Here is a 22,863-nt window from a genome sequence, read left to right on the forward strand (position 1 = left end):
CGCATCAGAGGGCCTCAACACCCCCTAAAACAAAAAGCCCGCTGAATATTCAGCGGGCTTTTTTGTGGCGCATCAGGCGCTGCGTCAGTGCCTGATGTGTTCAACACACGGATCAGTGGTTGTCGGTCAACTGGTCCAAGATGGCTGGGTTTTCCAGTGTCGAGGTGTCTTGCGTGATCGCCTCGTTCTTGGCCAAGCTGCGCAGCAAGCGGCGCATGATCTTGCCGGAGCGGGTCTTGGGCAAGTTGTCGCCGAAGCGGATGTCTTTGGGCTTGGCGATGGGGCCAATTTCTTTACCCACGTGGTCGCGCAAGATTTTGGCAATCGCTTTGGCTTCGTCGCCTGTGGGACGCGCGCGCTTCAGCACCACGAACGCGCAGATGGCTTCGCCGGTGGTGTCGTCAGGACGACCCACCACAGCGGCTTCGGCCACCAACTCGGTGCAGCTCACCAAGGCCGATTCGATTTCCATCGTGCCCATGCGGTGGCCCGACACGTTCAACACGTCGTCGATACGGCCGGTGATGGTGAAGTAGCCAGTTTTCTCGTCGCGGATCGCGCCGTCGCCAGCCAAGTAGTACTTGCCCTTGAATTCTTCGGGGTAGTAGCTCTTGATGAAACGCTCGGGGTCATTCCATATGGTGCGAATCATCGAAGGCCATGGGCGCTTGACCACCAAAATACCGCCTTGGCCGTTGGGCATGTCGTGACCTGCTTCGTCCACCACGGCTGCTTGGATGCCGGGGAAGGGCAAGGTGCAAGAACCGGGAACCATCGGCGTCACGCCTGGCAGCGGGGTGATCATGTGGCCACCGGTTTCGGTTTGCCAGAAGGTGTCGACGACGGGGCAACGGCTGCCGCCCACGTGCTTGTAGTACCACTCCCATGCAGCTGGGTTGATCGGCTCGCCGACCGAACCCAGCAAACGCAGGCTCGACAAGTCGTAGCTCTTGGGATGCACAGCATCGTTGGCTTCAGCCGCTTTGATGAGTGAACGGATGGCGGTTGGCGCGGTGTAGAAGATCGAGACTTTGTGGTCTTGGATCATCTTCCAGAAGCGGCCAGCGTCTGGGTAAGTGGGCACGCCTTCAAACACGATTTCAGTACCACCCAAAGCCAATGGGCCGTAGGTGATGTAGGTGTGGCCTGTGACCCAACCGATGTCGGCGGTACACCAGAACACGTCGTTGTCTTTCAAGTCGAAGGTCCACTTGGTGGTCAACGCTGCGTGCAGAAGATAGCCACCGGTGCTGTGTTGCACGCCTTTTGGCTTGCCAGTGGAGCCCGAGGTGTAGAGCAAGAACAGGGGGTGCTCAGCGCCCACCCATTCTGGTTCGCAGGTGGTGGCTTGTTTTTCAGCCAAGTCAGCCATCCATTGGTCGCGACCAGCGGTCATGGCGATGTCGCCACCGGTGCGCTTGACCACCAACACGTTTTTCACAGAGTCGCAACCGCCCAAAGTCAGGGCTTCGTCGACGATGGCTTTCAGGGGCAGGTGCTTGCCACCGCGCACTTGTTGGTCAGCCGTGATGATGGCCACAGCGCCTGTGTCCTCCACGCGGTCACGCAGCGATTGGGCGGAGAAGCCGCCAAACACCACCGAGTGGGTGGCGCCGATACGGGCACACGCTTGCATGGCGGCCACGCCTTCGATCGACATGGAGATGTAGATCATCACGCGGTCGCCTTTTTTGACGCCGACTGATTTCAGGGCGTTGGCGTATTGGCAAGTTTTGGCCAGCAATTGGCTGTAAGTGGCTTTGGTCACTTCGCCGCCGTCGGCTTCGAAGATGATGGCGGTCTTGTCGCCCAAGCCTTTTTCGATGTTGCGGTCCAAGCAGTTGTAAGAGGCGTTCAATGTGCCGTCTTCGAACCACTTGAAGAAAGGGGCGTTGCTCTCGTCGAGCACTTTGGTGAAAGGGGTCTTCCAGCTCAGCAGTTCACGTGCTTGCTCGGCCCAAAATCCTTCGTAGTCGGTCTCTGCCTTTTTGCACAAGGCCTCGTAGGCGGCCATGCCGGATACGTTGGCTTGTTTGACGAACTCTGCGGATGGCAGGTGAATGGTGATGTCGCTCATAGAAACGGTCTCCTCTTTATTAGACGGCTGGCTTTCAAAACCCCACGACTGTGGCGCTCCGCTCTTACAAGGGTCTGACTGATTCAGGCCTGACCCGCGCGTTGGGCCTAGGGATGACCCGCACTGTTGAGACAACTCTTAAATCAATAAGAGAAAAACAGTTGAGGGTTGATAAAACCCTCAAAAATCACAATCAATTTGGTATCCAAAAGAACGAGCGGTCCAACTTGCCTTGGAAAAAAATAAAAATCCGATCAGGTCTTTGGGGCAGGCATCAGCTCAGCCAAGGTCAGGTGAATGTCCAAGTGCTGCGCGATGAATTGACGTGCCCTGTCTTGCCATCCACCCAGTTTGGCGTCGTGGTGCAGCAGTCCGGGGTCTTGGTCTTGACCTTGGTTGAAGTCCAAGGGCGTGGCAAAGCGCAGTTCGAACAGTTCGTAGCGCGGCAGGTAAAGCTTGGGCGCTTGCCGGCTGGAGGCCGCGATGGCGCGCAGACGGCCTTGGTGGCTCCAGTCGCAAAACAACAAGTCGCCCATGCGTAGCAGGAGCACGCTTTGGTTGGGCGCGATCTTGCCCAGAATTTGGGCGTAACTCAATTCCCCTGCGGGATCGATGCGGGCCAGTTGTGCGGCGGCGTCTTCGCCCAAGGCCACCCACGCTTCGCTGATGTGGCCCCTCTGCGAATAGGCCTCCCAAAACCGGCGGCGGTAGGGGGCGATGTCGTCTTGGGTGTGGTCGAGGATGTCAAAAAATGCGCTCAAGGTGCGCGCGCTGGCCCAGCGGCTGGCGGTGGCGATGGCCTCGCGGCGTACGCCTAACCATCCGGCGTGGTCGTGGCGCGGGTCGCCCAAGGTGCGCAGCAATTCAGACAACAGCGCGTTTTGCAACTCGGGTGGTGGCGAGCGCTCAAACCATGGCGAGAGCAAGTTGTAGGCAAAGTCGTCGCGGCACAGCGGGTAACGAAAGCGGCGTGCGTCGGTGTTGGGCGCATGCACCGCCCATTCGCACATGCGCCGCACGTAGGCCAAGCTGCTGCGCACATCTTCAGGGGCGGTCAAGGCCAGCGCAAAGGCTTGGCGACAAAACGGGCTGAGCCAAAAGCCTTCGCTCACGTCATGCTGACTTTGCCATTGCGCCAAGCTGGTGTGCGGCGGCAGGTTCAAGATGTCGCGGGCGATGTTGGCGGGGCCAAGCTGGGGGTCAAACATGTCGAGCTCGGTGACCAAGCGGATCAAGCCCGCCGATTGACCGCCTTCCAAGGCTTGAATCACCCGGGGCTGTTTGAAAAACGTGTTGGCGGCTTTGGCCAGTTTGACCAGCACCGGATTTTCAAGGTCGAAATGTTGCCAATAGGTGTGCAGCATGCTGCGACCCCATCGCATGGGGCGGCGGCTGCGCACCGTCTCGTGCAGGGTTTGGGCCAGGTAACGATCGACCAAGGCTGTTTGCGTGTGCAAGCCACGACCGCCGCTGAGCCACAGGGCGTAGGGAATGTGACGCCAGTCACGCAGACGCGGGGTGGGTGTTTCTTCCGTGCCTGAGGCCAGCGCTTGCCGCGCCGCATGGGGCAACAAGGGGGCAAAGTTCACGGCCTCAAAGGCTGCGTAGGTGCGCTCGCCCACGCCTCGCAAATCGGGGTCGTTGCCAATGCCGTTGCCTCGCTTGACGCGGGCTGCAAGCGCAAGCTGGTCAAAGTCGAGGGGCAGGGGCGCAAACAACACGGTCATGGCGGCTTGCGCTTTCAGCGCACGACTTCTTGCATCTTTTTCAAGGTGCTGCTGGCGCCTTTGGTGGCGGCGTTGTCGCCTGCTTGAAAGGCCAGCACAAAGCGCAGCTCGACGCGGCGGTTTTGCGCGGCGTCTTTTTTGTTGCTGGGGCGTTCATCGGCGTACGAGCTGATGCCAAAGACGGGCTGTTCGCGCTCGTTGCGAAAGTGTTGCATGGGGCCGGCATTGAGTTCTTTGTAGACGGCGCGGGCGCGGTCGAGTCCTAAGTGCCAGTTGCTGTAGTCGCCGCGTTGCAAGGGCACCGAGTCGGTGTGGCCCTCAATCAGCACGGTTTCAATTTCGACATGCTGTGGGTTGGGCGGGCAGTTGGCGGGCAATTGACGGCGTTGTGAATAGATGTAGCAAGGCAGCACCTGTTGCAGTTGCTCGGCCGATTGGCGCAGGGCGCGCACGCCGTTGGCCTCTAAGTCGGGGCGACCGCGTGCAAACAAGGTGTCGGTGGGCAAGGTGATGACGCCCGAGGCTTGGTCAATGGCCACGGGCACACCCGCTTTTTGCAGGCGGCTGCCAATGGCTTGCACCACGCCCGCCAGTGGGTCGGGTGGGTTGTCGGTGGGAATCTCAGGCTTGCGGGCCAGCAACACCATCACCATGACGATGAAGATGAACAGCAGACCAATCATCAAGTCACTGGCCGAGGCCATGTAGCCCGACTCTTCAACCTGTTCGTTGACGGCGGAGGGGCGGCGGCGTTGAATCAACATGGGTGAACGCTCGGCATTTAGCGCTTGACGGGCAGCGCGTCGATGAACTCATCGAGCACTTCTTCCAAGTTGCTGATGCTGCCGCCGAGCTGGGTCACCGCGGTGGCCAGGTGTTGGTCCATCTTGAGGTGCAAGTCCGCCACTTGGTGGGTGTAGCCCGACACGCCTTGGGTGATGGCGCTGACCGTGCTTTGCAAGGCTTCTTGCGCGTCTTGCATGTGGGTGCGCACTTGGCCCAAGGCCGAGTCGGCTGCTTGGGCGCTGGTTTGCAGGGTTTCCACGGTGCGACCCAAAGCTTGGTTCATGGGCACCAAGGCGTCTTTGAAATCGGTGGCGGCGGCGCGTTGCAAGGCCACCGAGTTTTCGATGGTGCTGGCGCTGCCCTTGAAGGCTTCGGCGGTTTGCTGGATCAGCCCCACGGTGCCTTCTAAGCCGCGCATGGCGTTTTGCACGGTGGTGATGGTTTGGCCAAATTTGCTGAGCAACGACTCAAGCTGAATGGCACCTTGGTGGCCCGAATGGTTGATGCGCTCTAAGGCGGTGTCGAGTTCGGTCACCGTGCCGCGTGTGGCTTGCACGGCTTGGGTCAGCATGCCCACGGCGTCGTTGAACGAGGTCAGGCCGCTTTCCATGCCTTGCGTGAGAGCAGCACCGGCTTTGCTGAGTTCGCCAGCGGCTTGTGTGCCCGCGCTGCCAAAGCTTTGGCTCGAGATTTGAATGCTGTCGGCCAAGGTGGCGAGTTTGTCGAACGCGGGTTGCATGTTGCGCGCCAAGGACTCACCCACGGCATCGGCAAAGTCGCCTTCTAAGCGGCGCAGTTGGCCCACTTGGGTGCGGTTCTCGTCCAAGATGTCTTGGAATAACGCGAGTTGCATGCGCACACTGGCTTCGGCCGCGTTGTCAGGCACGCGTGCACGCAGGGTGTGGCACAGCGTGTCGATGCTGTTTTGCAGGTTTTCCAGCGAAATCTTGGCACGCCAGTTCCACACCAGCGAGCACAGCAGACCCGCAATGGAGGTGATGAACTTGCCGCCCGCCGTGGCGATCAACGATTGCAGGGCTTGGTCTTGCTGACGTGCCGACACGTCCAAAGCGTTCAAGGCCAAACCGGCTTGTTGCAAGGCCACCGCCAAAAAGATGAACGTGCACATCAAACCAAAGCCAATCAGCAAGTTGGGCATGGTCTCGAACAGCGCCAAATTGAGGCGACCGCCCAACACGCTGCGCACGGTCCAGGTGTCGGCATGGCTGCGAAAGCTGTAGCTGGCGCGTTGGCCTGCGTTGGCCCCGCTGGATGTGCCATTTATTGCGGGTAAGTCGATCAAACCAGCTTCGGTTTCGCGCAGCAAAAACTTCAACTCGTTGTCTTGCGTTTGGCGTTCGGCTTTGAGCAAGGCATCGCGGCTGCTGCCGGTGGCGGCGGCCAACCAGTCGTTGAGCTCACGCACTTGTTCGCGCACGCTGGAGATGCGAGCCGTCCATCTTTGAAAGTTCAAAATTGCAAAGACAAAAATCAGGGCCGCAATGGCCAGTGGCACAGCCAGCTGTTCGAGTTGGGCAAGGTAAGGATTCATGGGCATAGCGCTATTGTGTCTAAAGATCAGGGGGCCGATCGCCCCGTGCTGTCTGGGTGATCCAAACCGCCCGCACGCATCACGCGGCGCGCACAAGCATTCCAAAGCAGGCCCACGTTGGGTGCCCACAGGGTGAGGCGTTCGCGGGCGCGGGTGAGGCCGGTGTAGACCAGCTCCCGTGTGAGCACGGGCGACTCTTGGGCAGGCAGGGCCAGCAGCACATGGGTGAACTCAGACCCTTGCGATTTGTGCACGGTCATGGCGAACACGGTTTCCACGCTTTCTAAGCGCGAGGGCATGACCCAGCGTACAGGCGAAGGCTGGGTTTTGGGTGGGTTTGAAGGCTCTGCGCTGGCGGGGAAGGCCACACGCAGCACGCCGTTGGCATCGGGCAGGCACAGGCCAATGTCGCCGTTCATCAGGTACAACGCGTAGTCGTTGCGGGTGACCATGACGGGGCGACCGGCATACCAAATGTTGTCGCCCAGCCCCAAGGCGCGTTCGATGTGGGGGTTGAGCTGCGTCACGCCCAGCGGGCCTTCGCGCACGGCGCACAACACGCAAAACTCGGTGAAGGCGTTGAGCAGTGCCAAGGCCTGCTCATCACGGCAAGGTGCGGCGGCGCGTGTTTTGCTGGGGCGGTGTGCGTCCAGCAAGGTCAGCCAATGACGCCAGCCGTGGCGCAGGCCCACCGCCAACTGCGGGTCGCTGGCGCTGCTGAGTTGCAAGCGCGTCACATCGGGCTCGGGCATGTCGCCGTCCAAGCGTTGTTGCAGGGGCAAGCTGGCCAGCCAGTCAGGTGCTGTTTTCCACAAGGCTTTGAGCGCGGGGGTGTTGTTGGCTGTTGCGTGGTTCACGGCTTGCGCCCATTGCCCAATGCCGCTTTGGGCACCAAAGCGGTGGCTGTGCGTGAGCGTGACGGTTTGCGCGCGCAGCAAAGCGCCGGTGCACAGCTGCGACATCACCGCACCGGCTTCGACGGACGCGAGTTGGTCTTTGTCGCCCAGCAAGATGAGGCGGGCGGTGGGCGGCACGGCTTGCAGCAGGCGCGCCATCATCTCCAAGTCGATCATGGACGCTTCGTCGACCACCACCACATCGGTGGCCAGTGCGTGGGTGGGGTTGGCGCGGCTGTTGGTTTGCAACAAGCGGTGCAGGGTTTGCGCTTGGGTGGGAATGCGGGCTTGCAACTCGGCAGGCATTTTGCGCAGCGCGTTGCGGATGGATTCGGTCAAACGTGCCGCGGCTTTGCCCGTGGGCGCGGCGAGGTGAATTTGCAAGTCGCTTTGCGCTGTGCCCACCAGCAAGGCCAGCAGTTTGACCACGGTGGTCGTTTTGCCTGTACCCGGGCCGCCCGTGATGAGGGTGATGCGGTTTTGTGCCGCCACTTCGCAGGCCAAGCGCTGCATGTCGGGTTGGGCTCCTGTTGGGGCGTCGGCTGGGCTGTTCGGGCGGAACAGCGCCTCTAGGCGTTGCTGCAAATCGGCGGGCACGTCGCAGGGAATGGCCAGCCGTTGCGTGATGTGTTGGCGAATGGCTTGTTCGGCGGCCCAAGCGCGGCGCAAATACAAGCGGTCTCCATGGGCGTTATCGGCTGGGTTGTTTTCTTGCTCTTTGTCTGCGCCTTGCACGAGCACCAAGGGGCTGGCCTCGCCCTGCGTCCAAGGCAGGGTGGCGGCAGCGTTGTGTAGATCAGTGGGGAGCAGGGCGACTTGCTCGTCGCTCCAGCCCAACAGCGCGGCGGCTTCGGATGGCAGGGCGGTCAAGTCCAGACAAGCGTGGCCTCGGCCCCATTGGTGGCTGGTGAGTGCGGCCAGCCAAACGTGGCGCGGGTCGTCGCTGGGTTGCTTGCTTTGCAGCAGGTTGGCCAGCGATTTGTCTAAACCCGTCAGGGGGGCGGTTTGTGCCCAAGACGATTGCAGCAGAGGAGAGAGTGTGGGTGTGGTGGACATGCCGAGCAGCGCCACAGGGGTGGCTTTCACAGGCAGTTTACTTGGAAGAATTAAAAATCAAAGCCCAGTTGCTGCTTGGCATCGGTGGCTGCGGCTGACGCACGCGAGGTTTTTCGTTGGCCCATGGTTTTGCGTGAGGCGTGTTTGTCGACCACTGCTTTTTTGCCCGCTTTGACTTCTGCCGTTTGACGCCGCCCGTGCAATTGCTGCTTGGCCGTGCGTGTGGCTTCGGCCAGCGGCACGATGGGCTCGGGAACGTCCACGCCAAGCTGCACGCCGGCATGGGTTTGCACCATGGGCGGCATCAGCCAGGGTTCAAACAACCACGTGTCGGGCACACGCCGCATGGCGGGCAGCCAGCGCCGCACAAATTGGCCGTGCGGGTCTTGGTCTTGCGCTTGTTTGATGGGGTTGTAGACCCGCGTGGTGTTGATGCCGGTGGTGCCCGATTGCATTTGCAACTGGCTCCAGTGGATGCCCGGCTCGTAGTCCAGAAATTGCGTGGCAAGCCACTCGCCCACAGGCCGCCAGTGCAGCCACAGCGGGTAGGCCGCGACAGACACCAGCATGGCCCGCATGCGAAAGTTCAGCCAACCGGTTTCGCGCAGCATGGTGACGCACGCATCCACCATGGGCCAGCCGGTGCGGGCGGCTTTGAGGGCGTCAAAGAGCGCTTCATCAAAATCGTGCTCACGCAGGCCGTCATAGCCACGGTGCATGTTTTGCCACTCGATGGCGGGCTCGCTCTCCAACTTTTGAATGAAGTGGCAGTGCCAGTACAAGCGACTGATGAAAGCGGTCAAACCCGCGCGGTGCCGCGTGGCCTGTGGCGGCAGTTGCGCGATGTGCGCCCGCGTTTGCTGCACGACTTCGCGCAGGCTGATGCAGCCCCACGCCAAATAAGCCGACAGGCGCGAGCACGCATCGGGCGCAGACAGCGGCGATGAAATGCCCCCGCGGTAACCCAAGCTGCGCGCCGTCAAAAAACTTTGCAAGATGCCCAGCGCCAAAGGCCTGCCGCCGCGCTGGCGCAAAGGCGGGTTGTGCTGCAGATGCTCAGGCGCTTGCATGTGCGACGGCGAGCACCAAGCGGGTGTTTGGCATGAGGGGCTTGGTGGTTCGAACTTTGTGCAGCTTGCTGTGCCTGCTTGAGTGCTGGCCAACGGCTGCCAAAACTGCAAGGCGCCAACGTGATGCACGGGCTCGGCCATGTGCCTTTCCCAAGCGGCTTGCCACAGGTTGCGATTTTTCAGCACGCGCACCACGCCAAACTGCGGGTACTCGTGCCAACCCACGCCGTGGGCTCGGCACCATGCGCCTACTTTCAGGTCGCGCTCATAGGTAAAACCATTGCCTGTTTCTTGGTGCGCGTGCAGCTGACGAAAGGGGGCTTGTTGCCAAATACGGGTCAGCACCTCGGGCAGTTCACCCGTGTGCACCTCTATGCAGCCGCCTTGCGCATGCAGCGCATCGTTGAGCGCTTGCAGCGACTCACGCACGAACTCAAAGTGTTGCAGCGCCGCATCGGGCTGCAGCCACAGTTCGGGCTCGATCACATACACGCAGCGCACCGGCCCTTGCTTGGCCGCCTCAGCCAGCGCCGCATGGTCTTGCCAGCGCAAATCGCGCTTGAACCACACCAAGCTATACGTCATGGCTGGGCGGCTGGCTTGGGTTTGTTTTTGCGACAGGCGTCGGAGCAGTACAGCACCTGCTCCCAATTTTTGGCCCACGCCTTGCGCCATGTCATGTCACGCCCACACGCGGCGCAGGGCTTGCTGGGCAGGCTTTGCTTGTTGCCTTTGAAGGACGACTTCACGGCACCGACTCGTGCAAATCAATGCCTTCGTGCAAGGCTATTTTTTCGAGTGCCGTTTCAAACAAAGCGCGGGCTGAGCCAGAGATGGTGCGCAAATACGCGTGGAGGTGCGCGTCGTCGGTGCTTTTGTTCAAGCATTCTTGGCTGTACTGCTCAAAGCTGGCGAGTTGCGAAATCAGCTCGGCCACATGCCTGGGGCATTCGCACAGCACGTTGCTGGAAATGCCAGCCACGCGGCTGAGGGTTGCGTCCGAGTATTTGCGTGCCGCGATCAGGGGCTCTGCCGTGCTGAAGTCTGGCTGGCGAGCGTGCGGGGCGCCCAGCACCGACTGCAACAGCCCCGCCAGTTCGTTGTCTGCCAAGGGCTCGCGTCGAACGATCAGGCCAGACAAGGTCATGGCTTGAACCATCGCATCCGTGGCGAAGTGGTAGAGCACCACCGTTTGCGCAAACTTGTGCTTTTGAATCAGGGCTTGAATGGCGTCATGCACCGCCATTTGCAGGGTGTTGACTTTGATGAGCAAGACCCGTGGTGTGCTTGACGCCTCGACGCTGGCCGCGCTGGCCGTGGCCAAGTCGACCCACACGTGGGTGATGGGCAGGGTGTGGTGCTGCCAGTTCTGGGCGAACTTGCTGGACTCCAGACGATTCGCCATGCTCAGACCGATGATGGCCAATGACATGGGTTGCTTGACTTCGGCCAAGCTGGGTGTCGTGACGTTGGACCGAAGGCTCATTCTGCGCAGCTGGTCCAGCTCCAAATTGGCAATCGCGCTGATGGCGTGCCCAGCTTGCGACAGCTGCTTGAGCAGCAGCGCCTTGGACACATCCAGCTCTTCAAACAAGCGTTGCTTGCCTTGTGTTTTTAAGGGGCTGAAGGCGCCGTAACGCGTCTCCCACACGCGCAAGGTGGACACCGGAATGCCTGTGGTTTTGGACACCGCGCCAATGCGATACAGCGGTGTGGAGTAGGCAGTTTTGGGGTCCAAAGTGGCACCTTTGCGTAGGGGTTGCGTAGATTTATGGTCGAAATATCTTTCAATTTTAGAGTTCACTTTGTTTTGCGTAGCTAAGTGCCTAAAAATACCCTTTTGTGCAGCACTGCTGCGGTTTCATTGGAGTTTATTCATGCCCAATCCCTTCCGTCATCGCCTCGACAGCTTGAGTTTGGGCGACCGCTCGGCCGTGATTCAAATGGCCTGGGAAGACAGAACCGCGTTTGAAACCATCCAAGCGCGCATGGGACTTGGCGAGCCAGATGTCATTCGCTTGATGCGGGCTGAACTCACGCCACGTTCGTTCAAGATGTGGCGCACCCGCATGCGGGGCCGTGTGACTAAGCACCGAGCGCTGCGCAACCCCGACATGAAGTTTGACGACCATGCCGTGGCTGACCATCGCCGGGCTAATTGCTAATTTCTAAGCGACAAAGCGCCCCCTGAGTTCAGTCAGGTCTTGGTATCAGTTGGTAAGACACCATTTTTCCGTGGCCATCGACTTTGGCCAGCACCATGTCGCCTGAGGCGATGTTTTCGCCCATGTAGGCATGGATGTTGACATGGTGGGTGACCAAGATGAGCGCTTGGGCACCCTTGGTTTGACGCCGCTCGGCGATGAAATTTTGCAGGGCTTGCGTTCTTTCTGGGGCTTTGTCCATCTCGTCAAAAAAGGAGGCCAAGGTCGGCTCTACCTTGAACCCTTTGAAGGTCAGCCGTTCAGCGGTGTCCTTGCAACGACACCACGCGCTGCTGCGCACATCGGCCGTGGTGATGCCTTGTTTCTTCAGCCAGTTGCCGACCGTCACCGCTTGGCTGCGGCCCTCTGCACTGAGGTTGCGTTGGCTCTTGCAGTTTTCCAGTGTGTAACCAGTTGGATCGCCCACGCCGGGTGCCAGTGTGTGCCGCATCAACAGCACGTAATCGTTGGATGTAAGTTTGTCTGACAAGTCGCTGGCCTGCGCCCACAAGGCAAAGAGGCTGCACATCGCTGCCAGGGTGAGGTGTTTCAGGCGCATGGTGGCTCCGTGCTGCGCACTCGTTGTGAAAACTCAGTGGCGACCAAGTGGTCGATGGCGGTTGCGAGTTCAAAGTCTAGGTGTGTCAAACCATTCACGTCGTGCGTCCAAAGGCGCACCCGCATGCGGGTGTAGGTCGACAAAAATTCGGGGTGATGGTCGAGGCGTTCAGCCAACGCCCCGGCTTGTGCAAAAAATGCCATGGCGGTTGGAAAGCTGTCAAACGTCCAAGTTTTCTCAATGGTGTTTGTGTCCGTGTCCAGCGTCCAAGCATCTAGCTTGGCCACAGCCTCCTGAATTTGGGCGGCATTGAGTTTTTCGGCACGCATGCGTCAAGCCCTGCGTGTGAAGGACAAAGTGACATCGCCCAGATGAATGCCGAGCTTGGTCATGCGTGCTTTGTTGAGCATCACGCGGTCGTTCATCAGGTACATCCAGTCGTCCATTTGCACATTCAACACGGTGCCATCCACGGGCAAGGCCAAGGTGTAGCGCCAATTGAAGGCGTTGCCTCGGGTTTGACCTTGCGCCACACCCACCACATCGCCTGCGGTGCCTGAGTACGCGCCGTTGCCCTGATCGGTCAGCTGCCAAATGCGTTTTTCGCGCGTGCCGTCTGAGTAAACGAAATCTTCATCGAGTGTGCCTTGCTTGCCTTGCCAATCGCACTTCATCTCGACGGTGAAGCGTTTGACAACTTTGCCGTTGCGGTCGGTGAAGAGGCCCCACGCGTCGACCATGCCGTTGAAGTAAGTTTTCAAATCAAGCACGGGCTTCTCAGCCGCATAGTCGTCCACTGTGGGGCTGGCGCAGCCACTCAGACTGGCGGCGCTCACCGTGGTGGTGATGCCTGTGAGTAAAAGCAGTCGTCGATTCATCATGGGAAACCTCTTGGGTTGTCGAGTCATTTTCTGGCGAGAAAAACCAAGCCGGGCAGCGTCACCATCCAAGCGAGTGCGAGCGTCAGAAATGGAAAACGCGCACCCTCCCATGATGCAGCACCCAGCTCAGCGCCTGCGTAATACGTGAGGGGCCCAAAAACAAAGCCTGCCAGCGCAGACAACGTCAGAGGTTTTGTTTTTAAAAAGGCGAGTGAGGTGTTCAGCGTCAGGGCGAACAACACCCACAGCATCCACAACCAAAGTGGACTCAGCCCCCAGATGGACAGACCGTGAAACTGCATCACCGAAAAATATTGAAGCAGCGAGTCGGTGGCGATGCCAACGCCAAGCGCCCAGGCGGCCAGTCGCATGTCTTGCCGCTTGTGTTCGGTGTACAGAAGATGCGCACCCGCCAAGCATGCGCCAAACATCAAGGCCGGAATTTCAAAGCCATGCGCCACCCCGGCCACACAGGCCCACCAAGCGGCTTGAAATCCAATGGCATTGATGAAACGATACATAAAGCGATTCTAAAAATTACCCTTAACCTTTGAGTTTTCGTGGTGATATGCTTTGGTTCTATGCGCATAAAATGCGCATAGCCTTACAAAGGATCTATCATGCCACGCATCAACACAGCCACCGCTGCATCACGCAAACGCCCTGTCAATCTGACTTTGAGCGAAGGTTTGGTGGCAGACCTCAAAAGCTACACATCGAATTTGTCTGCGACGGCTGAAGAGTTGCTCTCCGCCTATGTTGTTGAGCAAAAGCTTGCGCGGCTCAATCGTCAACAAGAAGCTGATCAAGCTGTGGCAGGCTGGAATGCTTTGCATGCAGACCTTGGCTCTTTTGCCGACGAACACTCCACACTCTGATGGCGCAGTTCGATCTTCACAAAAACAAAGGACCTTTAAAGGACACCATCCCTTACGTGGTCGTGGTTCAGTCTTCTTTGTTTGACGGCTATCGCCGCCGCGTGGTGGTGCCCTTGGTGCGTCGCAATGTCTTACCTGCTGGCATCGCGGGCACGCGGATGAACCCGAGTTTCAAAGTGCGTGGTGCGGTGCTGGTGTTGCACCCGCTGGACATGGTGTCTGTGGCCTTGGATCAGTTGGGCGAATGTGTGGGCTCATTGGCAGACCATGGCCAAGACATTGCAGATGCGTTGGATGAGTTGCTGACGCGATCTTGGCATTGAGGCATAAACGCTCCTACCAACGGCGATCATGGCTTCACTATCGCATTCGCGTTTGGCTTTATGCAGCCACTCTCTGAAGCAAAGCTTCTTGTGCCAACGTGTTGATGCTCTTGCCTTCGGCTTGCGCCACGATGGCCAGCTTTTCGTGCAACTCGGTGGAAATACGCAAATTGAACTTGCCCGAAAAATTGCGGCGTGGCGCTATGTCTTTTTCTCTACACACCTCTAAAAAAATCTCAAGTGATTTTTTAAATTCAGCACGTAGCTCTTTGGGGTTCTTGCCGTAAAAGTCTGCGCCGCCTGTGAGGCCTAGGATTTCACCTCTGAACATATCCAGTTCAGCGTCGTATTCAATTTTGGCGTTGTAGCCGTTGTAGGTCATCAAATTCATGGTGCGACTCCGTGTTGTTCAAGCCACTTGCGAATGCTGGCGACTGCACCTTTGTCCGTATCGGGCGAAGGGTGTGGCCGATGAAATACGCGGACTTCATCAAACAGCACCACCGCAATACGGCTACCTTCCCGTTCGCTGATGTCTGCGCCCAGCTCTGCAAAGAGTGCTTCAATGTCGCGCCACTGAATGTTGGCACTGACGGGGCGAGCGTAAACGGCGTCTAAAGTTTTTTGGTGTTTTCGCTTCATTTGTATGGTACCAGTAATTGGTACTGGTTGGTGTGGCCGATGAAACGAATTGTTTGGCTAGTTTGTTTGCTTCAGTGCAGGTGCGGCTTGTGTTTTTCACGAGCCATTTGCAAACAAATCATCCAGAGCTTCAATCAACCCCTGTGGCGGTCTGCGCAAATGCACCCCCGCGCCTTGTGCGTGGATGCCGCGCAAGAACACATACACCGCACCGCCCATGTGCTGGTCGTAGTCGTAATTGGGCAGGCGCACTTTGAGCAAGCGGTGCAGGGCCAAGGTGTAGAGCACGTATTGCACGTCGTAGCGTTTGTGCAGCACGGCGTCTTGCAGGGTGGCGGGGTCGTAGCTGGGGAGTTTGTTGGACTTGTAGTCCACCACCCAATAGCGGCCGTCGTGTTGCAGCACCAAATCTAGCGAGCCGGTGAGCATGCCTTGCATGACGCGCGCTTGCAGCGCAGGGCGTGGCGTGCCTTCAAACACATGGGCTTGAATCTGTTGGTCCAGCACGGTGGCGGGCACATGGCTCACCTCTAGGTTGAACTCCATCTCGGGCCACATGTGCTCGCGCGTCAGTTGGCCCAATGTCAGTGGTGAGGCGTTCAGTTCATGAAGTGGCAGCGGTGTTTGCACCACGGCTTGCAGCCAAGGCGTGAGTTGCGCGCTGTGTGTGTCGTCGATTTGCAGCCAGCTGGCTTTGCGTGTGAGTAACTCAGCCCAAGCTTGTTGCGCCCATGCGGGTGCGTGGCCCTCGGCCACAGGCCATTCGTTTTGCGACAGCCATTCCAACAAGTCGTGCAGCAGCGTGCCGTAGCGCGCACCGGCTGGGAAGCTTTGCCACGGGCTGATGCTGTCGGGGTCGGGCGCAGGTGTGGTGGTGGCTTGATTCGTCAGCCCGTCGGACAACACGTCGTTCATGGCATCTGTCATCGCATCGGCCACGGCTTCATCGCGTTTGGATTCGGACACCAAGCCACGCGTGATGGCGCTGAAGCTCGCCGTCCACCACAAGCTGTGGTGGGTACGTGTGGGGGTGCGTGCGTCTTGTGCAGCGCTGGTGGCTGCTGGCGCTTGGTAAGCGATGTGTTGCACCTCGGGCAGCGCAGCCACTTGGATGTGCGGGCAAGGCCCCCACAAGGTGTGGAGTTGGTTGCCTAAGTCGCCACGCGCTTGGCGGTCTAGCAACAGCGACAGTGCGCTGCGTTTGAGGGTGCCTTTGTCGGCGCTGCCACTCAAATCGTTTTTGGTTTCTGCCACGCCCAGCCACAGGCCGCGTTGCGCCCGCGTGAGGGCCACGTACAGCAGACGCATGTCTTCTTCGACCGAGGAGGCGGTGGGGTCGCTGTCGTCATCGGCTTCGTCGTCTTGGGCGTAGTTGGTTTTGGCTTTTTTCTCCACACCAAAAGCGCCCGCGAAGGGCACAAACACCAGCGGGTATTGCAAGCCCTTGCTCTTGTGATAGGTGATGACTTTGACGCACAAGGCGTCGGTTTCTAAGCGCGCCTGTTGGGTGTCGCTATCGTGGTGTGGCGTTTGAATTTGCTCACCCAAGTAACGTACTAAGGCGTGCTCGCCTTGCAAACTTTGCTCGGCGTGTTGCAGCAACTCACCCAGATGCAGCAGGTTGCTCAAGCGCCGTTCGCCGTCGGCTTGTGTCAACACACGTTGCGCGACGTGCTGGCCGTGCAGCCATTGGTGCAGCATGGGCAACACGCCGTGTTGTTGCCACAGCACGTGCCATTGGTGGAACTGGTCGAGCAAGCGCTCCCATGGCGCTTCGTCTTGCGTGGTGGCCAGCACCTCTTGCAAATCAAGCGCCCATAAACGGCTGCCCACCGCGGCGCGGACCCAAGCGGTTTGACGGGGTGACGCCACGGCCCGCAACAGGCGCCACAGGTCGGTGGCCTCGGGCGATTGGTACACGCTGGTGTGGTCAGACAAATACACACTGGGGATGTGGCGGGCACGCAGGGCGCCACGCACGGCGTCGGCTTGCGCTTGGCTGCGCACCAGCACGGCCATATCGCCCGGCGTGGCTGCTTGTGCGTTCAGCAAGTTCGCCATTTGGTCGGCAAACACGGCTGCGGTGTGTTGCAAATAGCTGCTGATCGACACGGTGTCGTTGTCGCCTTCGGGGTGCATCTGCCACACGGTGAACGGGGGTTGTTCTGCGCCGTTGACCACAAGCGGTGCTTGCTGGCCTTGTGCCGACACTTCGACAAACGCAATCTCGCCTTGTGCCGATGCAAACGGTTGCTCGGTTTGCATGAACACATGGTTCACCGCTTTGACCAAGCCCTCGCTGGAGCGGTGGTTGCCCGTGAGGGTGTGCAGTGTGTCGTCTCGTTTTTGCCCATCGTCCGTGTGGGTTTGTGCATCTTCGCGCGCTTGCAAGTACGTGCCCAAGTCTGCGCCACGAAAGCTGTAAATGGCTTGCTTGGGGTCGCCAATCATCACCAGCACATTGGCGTCGGTGCAGGCCTCTGGCGCATAGATGCGGTTGAGCGTGCCGTACTGCCAAGGGTCGGTGTCTTGAAACTCGTCCACCAACGCGACCGGATATTGCTGGCGAATGGCGGTGGCCAATCGGCCGTCGTCTGCCATGACGGCGTGGTGCAGGTTTTGCAGCAGGTCCGAAAAGTCAAACGCGGCGCGTTGCGTTTTGGCTGCCTTGTAGGCCTCGCCCACCGCGTGTGCGGCGTGCAGGGCAATGAGCTTGGTGGTGCTGGGCTCAGCGCCTAGCGATTGGATGTGATCGGCCACGGCGGCGAAGAAGGCAAAGCCTTCGGCCTCGGCCCAGCCTTTGTCTTGCAGCGCTTGGGTGGTGAAGCGCTCCAGCACTTTGCGATCTGCTTTCTCGCCTTGCACGGCCCACGCTTGCAACACCTTGAGCCAGTTGGCAAAGTAGTCAGCGCGCAGACCTTTGATTTTTTTCTGAGCGCCTGCGTCTTGCAGGGCTTGCAACACGGCGTCACTCCAAGCCTCACGCGCAACTTGGGCGGAGGCTTGCACTTGGGCCTGCCACGCCATGTGCGCGGCCACGGCTTCGGAGGGGCTGGTGGTGGGCTCGGGCACTGCGCGTGGCGTGCGCTCTTGCTCGCGCCACATGTCGCTCAAGGTTTTCAGCAGTTGGCTCGGGTCTTGGCCGATGAGCGGGGCGATGTGTTGGAGTGTGTCAGCGGGTAAGGGGTAAAACCATGCGCGCCAATAGTCTTGCACCAGCGTGAGTTTGAGTTCGGCGGCGTTTTCGAGCCGCGTTTGCTCGAACAAGTTTTGGCTCTCTAGCGCGTGTTGCGTGAGCATGCGGCGCGACCAACCGTGGATGGTGTAGATGGCCGCATCGTCCATCCACTCGGCGGCGCAGTTGAGTTGCAGGGCGCAGCGGGGCCACAGGGTTTCATCAAAGCTGTCGCGCAGCTCGACCAAGAATCCATCCACCTTCAAGCGCTCGGGCAGCGGGCGGCCTTGGGCGCTCAGGTCAAAGTAAGTGGCGGCTTGGCTGAGTCGTGTGCGGATGCGCTCGCGCAGTTCAGCGGTGGCGGCATCGGTGAAGGTCATCACCAAAATTTGTGGCGGCAGCAAGGCCTCGGTGCGTTCGTGGCCCAGCACCAAGCGCAGGTACAGCGCGGCGAGGGTCCAGGTTTTGCCAGTGCCTGCGCTGGCTTCGATGACTTGACGGCCTAGCAGCGGTAGCGTGTGGGGGTTGAGCGCTTTCATGCGTGGGCCCCTTGGGTGTCGTCGTCTTCGCTCAGGTGAATGACCTTGGCTGCGCTGTGCATGGGGGCGTACAGGCGCTCGGCCCAAGCGGGCAGGGCGTCGGCCACATCGTCAAAGCGGTTGAACATGCGTTGCAATGCGGGCGAGTCTTGGTATTCGCCGCGCTTTTGGTGGGCGCCATTGAAGGTGGTTTGCGCTTTGCTTAAGGGGTCTTTGCCGTCGCCTTGGCGCGCCATCCAATAGGCGCATGCCGTTTTGGCGGCGATGGGCAAGGGCTGTGCCCAGGCTTCTTGGTAGGCGTTGCAGAGGTCTTGCAGCAGGGCTTGGGCCGCGTCGGCTGCGATGGGTTTGAGTTCGACAGCGGCATCGAAACCAATTTGCACGCTGGTGGTCGGCACGCCGCTGGCACAGGCTGCCAAGTGGTGCAGCCACAGGTGGCCTAGGGTGTCGAGTCGCGCTTGTTGGTTTTCTTTTTTGCCTTCGGTCACGGCCCCTGGGCGCAGGGCGACTTGCAGCCATTGCGTGCTGGCGGTTGGCATGTCTGTGTTGCTGCGCCACAAGGTTTGTCCGTTGGCCCATTCAGCGTTGAGGCGGGTTGGGCCCAGTTGCCAATGGGCCGACTGCACGCCCAGCACATGAGGCCATTTGGGCAGCAGTACGTCGAGCTGGTCACGCAGGGTGCTGCGGTCTTTGAGCAACATGTGTTGCTGCGCTTCACCAAAACCCGCCAAGGCCAGCTGGCCACTCAGTCGCAGTTGGGCAATGGCTTGCTCGGCATCGTCGGCTTGGGCAATGCTTTGGTTGAGTTTGTATTTCTCCAAACCGTTCAGCGAGAAAGGCTCTTCTTGTTCGGCGGCTTCTTCGGGCTTGTCGAGGCGCACACGCAAGCGGTCCACCAAGAACACCTCCACCGGTTGTTTGAGCAGGCGCTGCAAATGTTGCAGCGTGAGTTCGGAGGGGGCGGCGTGGTTGGCCAGCGTGTTGGCTGTTATTGCGCTGGATACGTCAGAAGTTGTGGAGATATTTGCCGAAGATGCTTGTGCAGTTTGTGCGGCAGGTCGTGCGCGTTGCCAATCAGCCGCGTAGGTTTCAAAACCTGTGCCTTGCGTGAAGTACTTGGGCGAGAAAGCTTGCAGCGGCTGCAGCTGGTTGTGGATGTCAAACGCAGGTATGTCTTGGCCGCTGTCTGCGTCTTTGCCGCGCGTCCACACCGCATTGAGGTAGTCCATCAACTGCGCCACCAACACCGAAGGTGGTTTGATTTCGTGGTCTGTCGTGCGGCGGCCTTGCCAGCTGATGTAGAGCTTGTCGCGGGCTGAGAGCAACGCTTCTAAAAACAAATAGCGGTCGTCTTCGCGGCGCGAGCGGTCGCCTGCGCGCCAGTGCGATTGGGTGCTGCCTGCGTGTGCGGCGTCGCTAATCAAATCAAAGTCGCGTGGGGTTTGGCTGCGTGGGTAGTCGCCATCGTTCATGCCCAGCAAGCACACGCACTTAAACGGGATGGAGCGCATGGGCATGAGCGTGGCGAACTGCACGCCACCGCCAAAGAAGCGGCGTTGCATGGCGGGCTGCTGCAGTTGTGCCATCCAGTGTTCGCGCACCACCACCAGTGGCAGCGGGCTGTCGAGGCGGGCCAGTTGGCATTCGGCCAGCCATGTTTCTAGCGGGGCCATGACGCGTTCAATCAAACGCACATCCGCTTCGTCGCTCGGTTTGAAGAACAAAGCCACCAACTGCTGCAACACCGCCACCCATTCGGTGGGCGTGTGTTCTTGGCGCAGTTTGATTAGCGCAATTTGTGTGTGGCGCAGCCATTGCAACAGGCCATCGACCACGCGTGCGTCCAGCCCGCCCACGCCTGCTTGGGGCAGGGTGTCGGCCCAAGGTGAGGCGAGGTCGTCGCTCGCACCCGTGGCGTAGCCCAGCAACAAACGCTCGATGCCAAACAGCCAACTGTTTTGGTTGGCGTCGGCCATGTCGGGCGCAATGCCCCAAGGTTTGCGGTGCGGCGCGTCTAGGCCCCAGCGCACGCCAGCGTCGGCCAGCCAGGTGTCGAGCAGGGCCACATCGTGTTCTTCTAGGCCGAAGCGTTCGCGCACGGCGGCCACTTCAAACAGGCTTTGCCACTCCACGCGTGTCACGCGCAGTTGGGGCAGTTGCAGCAGGGTGTCTAGCGCTTGCACCAGTGGTTCGGTGCGCGGTGTGGTGTCGGCCACGGTGTAGGGCAGGTGGCGCGGGTCATGGGCTTGGGCGTTGTGGGCAAAGCGGCCAAACACCGCGTGGATGTGCGGCGCAAAGTTGGCCATGTCGGGCACCATCACCATGATGTCGGCAGGCTTTAGCGTGGGGTCTGCATCCAGCCACGCCAGCAGTCGGTCGTGCAGCACCTCGACCTCGCGTTGGGCCGAGTGCGTTTGCACAAAGCGCACGCTGGTGTCGTCTGCGGGCACGTTGGTTAAGTGGTTGGGCAGTGGCGCAAGGTTGAGCAGGGACGACTGCAAATGCTCCAGCATCGTGGGCTCGCTGCCTTCGTAGTCGGCTGTGTCTGCGGGGTCGACAAACACATCCACGCGGTTGAACTGGCCTTTGTATTGGTCCACATCGTCAAAGCTATCGAGCAAGTGCAAGTAGTCGCGGCCATGTTTGCCCCATGCGGCCAATAGCGGATGTGTGTCGGTGTGCAGGGTGTATTGGTCGGCCTCGGACAGCGAGCCATCGTCTTGCGGCACGGGCAAACCGGCTTTGTGTGCTTGGCGTTGTTTAGACAACTTAGCCAATGGCACACGGCTTTCCACCACATGGCCCCAGTAGTGCTGACAGGGGTTTTGCACCAGCATGAGCACTTGGCACACGCGGCCCAAAGCGGCCAGCGCCTGCACGGTTTGCATGGGCAGCGACGTCACGCCAAACACCATGATGCGGTGCGGCACGCCCTCAGGGCGTTGGCCACTGCCTTCGTTCAATTCATGCAAGGTGGCCATCTTGGTCATGAAGGCCTCGTGCACTTTGGCGCGTGAGCTAAAGCTGTGTTGCGTCTCCGTGTTTAAAGCGGCTTTCACCTCGGTATCAGCTGCGAGGTCATCTAGCAAATCGCGCCACAGCTCGGGCTGCCAGCTTTGTGAGGCGGGCAGGGGTGTGGTGAATGCGGAAGCGTTTGTGCCTGCTTGTGTGCGCAGTGTGTCTTTGTGATTGGCCCAGTCTTCTAGCCAATCGGCGCGGTAGTTTTGGTAGCCATCCAGCACGTCGGCCAGTTGCGCGGCCAACTGATAAGCGCGGCGGTTCATGGGCGACGGGTCAGCCTCAGCTTGGCCTAGGTAGTTTTTCAGCGGCGCAAAGCTGGGCTTGGCCAACAAACTGGGGAGCAAACGCATGATGCGCCACACCAGTGGCGACTTGTCCAGCGGCATGTGCGCGGGCACATTGCTTGGGCCCAGCACGGCGCGGTAAATCTGCCACAGCTTCGTCGATGGCAGCTCCACCTGCGTGGCCGCGCAAATGCCAAGGTCTTTGGCCAAGGCCAGCTCTAGCCAATGCTTCATGCCGTTGCTTTGCACCAGCAACACCTCGGGCGCGAGCACGGGCAGCGGGTGGTTGCGGATGAACTGCACCGCCAACTCGCGCAGGCCCTCTAGCTGGTTGCTATGAAGCACCATAAAACCGGTGGCGTGGGGGCTAGACATGTGGGGCAGAACAGGCGAAAAAAGGGACTAAATATGTGCGTGAGCCAGTGAGCATACTGGATGGCTGGGCGCAAACTGTGATCCTATCAATCGTCGAAAAATAGACACAATAAAATTCAATTAATTTTTAAAACGAATGCATGACGGTTAATTGACATGCATCTGCCGCAAATTCCCACCCTATTCACCACCGCTATCGCCATCGCCCTAGCCACCAGCGCCTGCACCCCGTCTGAACCCGCCACCAAGCCCGCCACCGAAATGGCCAACCCCGCATCGGTGCACTGCATCAACGCAGGCGGCAAGTTGACCATCCAGCGAACGCAGCAAGGCGAATTTGGCATGTGCCAATTGCCCTCGGGCAAGGTGTGTGAGGAGTGGGCTTTGTTTCGGGGTGAGTGTTTGTGAACCAAGACAAGCTATTTCGCGGCTTGACCCTAGATTAAAAATTGAATTTGAAAGTTTGTATGGACTATTTGATAGGACACAAAAAAGAAAAAATAGAAGATAGGCAAATCACCGCAGACCTTCAGGCTCCTATAAGTTTTGAACGCAAAGAACTAGTGCGTGTGCACGCAGTTAAAAAGTATTTATCGATGTGAATCGCCCCGCATTTCGAGGAGGCCAGTTGGTTTAAGTTAGCACCTCGGTGTTGGCCTTCTCAGCGAGTTGCCGATAGTAGTTGGCCTCAGCCTCGGCAGGTGGAATATACCCAATCGGCTCCAGCAACCTGTGGTGGTTGAACCAAGACACCCATTCAAGAGTTGCCAATTCCACAGACTCCTTCGTTTTCCAAGGCGCACGGCGGTGAATCAACT

The 22,863-nt window shown here is 59.4% G+C and carries 20 protein-coding genes and 1 pseudogene; 4 read left to right on the forward strand and 17 right to left on the reverse strand.

Annotated elements, in window-relative coordinates; genetic code table 11:
- Positions 1–112 precede the first annotated feature (112 nt).
- From acs to C5F52_RS27690, 8 genes are all read right to left on the reverse strand, one after another.
- Positions 113–2,077 (reverse strand): acetate--CoA ligase, encoded by a 1,965-nt coding sequence (gene acs / locus C5F52_RS27655; protein WP_104801593.1) that lies wholly within the window; start codon positions 2,075–2,077, stop codon positions 113–115.
- A gap of 254 nt (positions 2,078–2,331) precedes the next feature.
- The gene (locus tag C5F52_RS27660; protein ID WP_104801594.1) at positions 2,332–3,804 is read right to left on the reverse strand and encodes an EH signature domain-containing protein; all 1,473 of its coding nucleotides are present in this window, start codon (positions 3,802–3,804) and stop codon (positions 2,332–2,334) included.
- Between the two features lie 14 nt (positions 3,805–3,818).
- The gene (locus C5F52_RS27665) at positions 3,819–4,568 is read right to left on the reverse strand and encodes an OmpA family protein (RefSeq protein ID WP_104801595.1); all 750 of its coding nucleotides are present in this window, start codon (positions 4,566–4,568) and stop codon (positions 3,819–3,821) included.
- 17 nt (positions 4,569–4,585) lie between these two features.
- A complete protein-coding gene (locus tag C5F52_RS27670) occupies positions 4,586–6,142 on the reverse strand; it encodes a hypothetical protein (protein ID WP_146100180.1) in 1,557 nt (518 codons plus the stop codon).
- 26 nt (positions 6,143–6,168) lie between these two features.
- Positions 6,169–8,124, reverse strand: coding sequence for an exodeoxyribonuclease V subunit alpha (gene recD / locus C5F52_RS27675; RefSeq protein WP_201747104.1), 1,956 nt, complete (start codon positions 8,122–8,124; stop codon positions 6,169–6,171).
- 20 nt (positions 8,125–8,144) lie between these two features.
- Entirely contained in the window at positions 8,145–9,749 is a 1,605-nt protein-coding gene (locus tag C5F52_RS27680) for a cryptochrome/deoxyribodipyrimidine photo-lyase family protein (protein ID WP_104801597.1), read from the reverse strand.
- Positions 9,746–9,913 carry a DUF2256 domain-containing protein gene (locus C5F52_RS27685; RefSeq protein ID WP_104801598.1) on the reverse strand — a complete coding sequence of 56 codons (168 nt, stop codon included), beginning with the start codon at positions 9,911–9,913 and terminating at the stop codon, positions 9,746–9,748. Before C5F52_RS27685 ends, C5F52_RS27680 begins: the two co-directional genes overlap by 4 nt.
- A complete protein-coding gene (locus C5F52_RS27690) occupies positions 9,910–10,902 on the reverse strand; it encodes a MerR family transcriptional regulator (protein ID WP_161499780.1) in 993 nt (330 codons plus the stop codon). The genes C5F52_RS27685 and C5F52_RS27690 overlap by 4 nt, the downstream gene beginning before the upstream one ends.
- Before the next feature lie 139 nt (positions 10,903–11,041).
- Between C5F52_RS27690 and C5F52_RS27695 the strand changes: the two genes are divergently transcribed.
- Positions 11,042–11,329, forward strand: a complete 288-nt coding sequence (locus tag C5F52_RS27695) for a TIGR03643 family protein (RefSeq protein WP_104801600.1) — start codon at positions 11,042–11,044, stop codon at positions 11,327–11,329.
- 28 nt (positions 11,330–11,357) lie between these two features.
- On the opposite strand, the gene C5F52_RS27700 is transcribed toward C5F52_RS27695, so the two are convergent.
- Genes C5F52_RS27700 through C5F52_RS27715 form a run of 4 tightly spaced genes read right to left on the reverse strand, consistent with a single transcriptional unit; the run spans position 11,358 to position 13,329 of the window.
- Positions 11,358–11,927, reverse strand: a complete 570-nt coding sequence (locus C5F52_RS27700) for a histidine phosphatase family protein (protein WP_104801601.1) — start codon at positions 11,925–11,927, stop codon at positions 11,358–11,360.
- Positions 11,918–12,256, reverse strand: coding sequence for a 4a-hydroxytetrahydrobiopterin dehydratase (locus C5F52_RS27705; protein WP_104801602.1), 339 nt, complete (start codon positions 12,254–12,256; stop codon positions 11,918–11,920). Before C5F52_RS27705 ends, C5F52_RS27700 begins: the two co-directional genes overlap by 10 nt.
- 3 nt (positions 12,257–12,259) lie before the next feature.
- On the reverse strand, positions 12,260–12,808 hold the full coding sequence (locus tag C5F52_RS27710) for a DUF3833 domain-containing protein (protein ID WP_369954535.1): 549 nt from the start codon (positions 12,806–12,808) through the stop codon (positions 12,260–12,262).
- Positions 12,809–12,831: 23 nt separating this feature from the next.
- Positions 12,832–13,329, reverse strand: a complete 498-nt coding sequence (locus C5F52_RS27715) for a DUF2878 domain-containing protein (RefSeq protein ID WP_104801603.1) — start codon at positions 13,327–13,329, stop codon at positions 12,832–12,834.
- Between the two features lie 99 nt (positions 13,330–13,428).
- Here C5F52_RS27715 and C5F52_RS27720 point away from each other — a divergent pair, with 99 nt between their 5' ends.
- Both C5F52_RS27720 and C5F52_RS27725 read left to right on the forward strand, forming a co-directional pair.
- A complete protein-coding gene (locus C5F52_RS27720) occupies positions 13,429–13,686 on the forward strand; it encodes a type II toxin-antitoxin system CcdA family antitoxin (RefSeq protein ID WP_104801604.1) in 258 nt (85 codons plus the stop codon).
- A complete protein-coding gene (locus tag C5F52_RS27725; RefSeq protein ID WP_104801605.1) occupies positions 13,686–14,009 on the forward strand; it encodes a CcdB family protein in 324 nt (107 codons plus the stop codon). Before C5F52_RS27720 ends, C5F52_RS27725 begins: the two co-directional genes overlap by 1 nt.
- 58 nt (positions 14,010–14,067) lie before the next feature.
- Here the strand turns inward: C5F52_RS27725 and C5F52_RS27730 are convergent, their stop codons facing one another.
- From C5F52_RS27730 to recC, 4 genes are all read right to left on the reverse strand, one after another.
- Positions 14,068–14,400 carry a type II toxin-antitoxin system HicB family antitoxin gene (locus tag C5F52_RS27730; protein WP_104801606.1) on the reverse strand — a complete coding sequence of 111 codons (333 nt, stop codon included), beginning with the start codon at positions 14,398–14,400 and terminating at the stop codon, positions 14,068–14,070.
- Positions 14,397–14,651 carry a type II toxin-antitoxin system HicA family toxin gene (locus tag C5F52_RS27735; RefSeq protein ID WP_104801607.1) on the reverse strand — a complete coding sequence of 85 codons (255 nt, stop codon included), beginning with the start codon at positions 14,649–14,651 and terminating at the stop codon, positions 14,397–14,399. Before C5F52_RS27735 ends, C5F52_RS27730 begins: the two co-directional genes overlap by 4 nt.
- A 96-nt stretch (positions 14,652–14,747) precedes the next feature.
- Complete coding sequence (recB, locus tag C5F52_RS27740; RefSeq protein ID WP_104801608.1) at positions 14,748–18,365, reverse strand: exodeoxyribonuclease V subunit beta; 3,618 nt, start codon at positions 18,363–18,365, stop codon at positions 14,748–14,750.
- The gene (recC, locus tag C5F52_RS27745; RefSeq protein WP_104801609.1) at positions 18,362–22,045 is read right to left on the reverse strand and encodes an exodeoxyribonuclease V subunit gamma; all 3,684 of its coding nucleotides are present in this window, start codon (positions 22,043–22,045) and stop codon (positions 18,362–18,364) included. Before recC ends, recB begins: the two co-directional genes overlap by 4 nt.
- A 156-nt stretch (positions 22,046–22,201) precedes the next feature.
- Here recC and C5F52_RS30100 point away from each other — a divergent pair, with 156 nt between their 5' ends.
- Entirely contained in the window at positions 22,202–22,453 is a 252-nt protein-coding gene (locus C5F52_RS30100) for a DUF333 domain-containing protein (RefSeq protein ID WP_201747105.1), read from the forward strand.
- Positions 22,454–22,678: 225 nt separating this feature from the next.
- Here C5F52_RS30100 and C5F52_RS27755 read toward each other — a convergent pair.
- A pseudogene (locus C5F52_RS27755) lies at positions 22,679–22,863 on the reverse strand (IS3 family transposase); the annotation flags it as partial.

Source organism: Limnohabitans sp. TS-CS-82 (genome assembly GCF_002943475.1).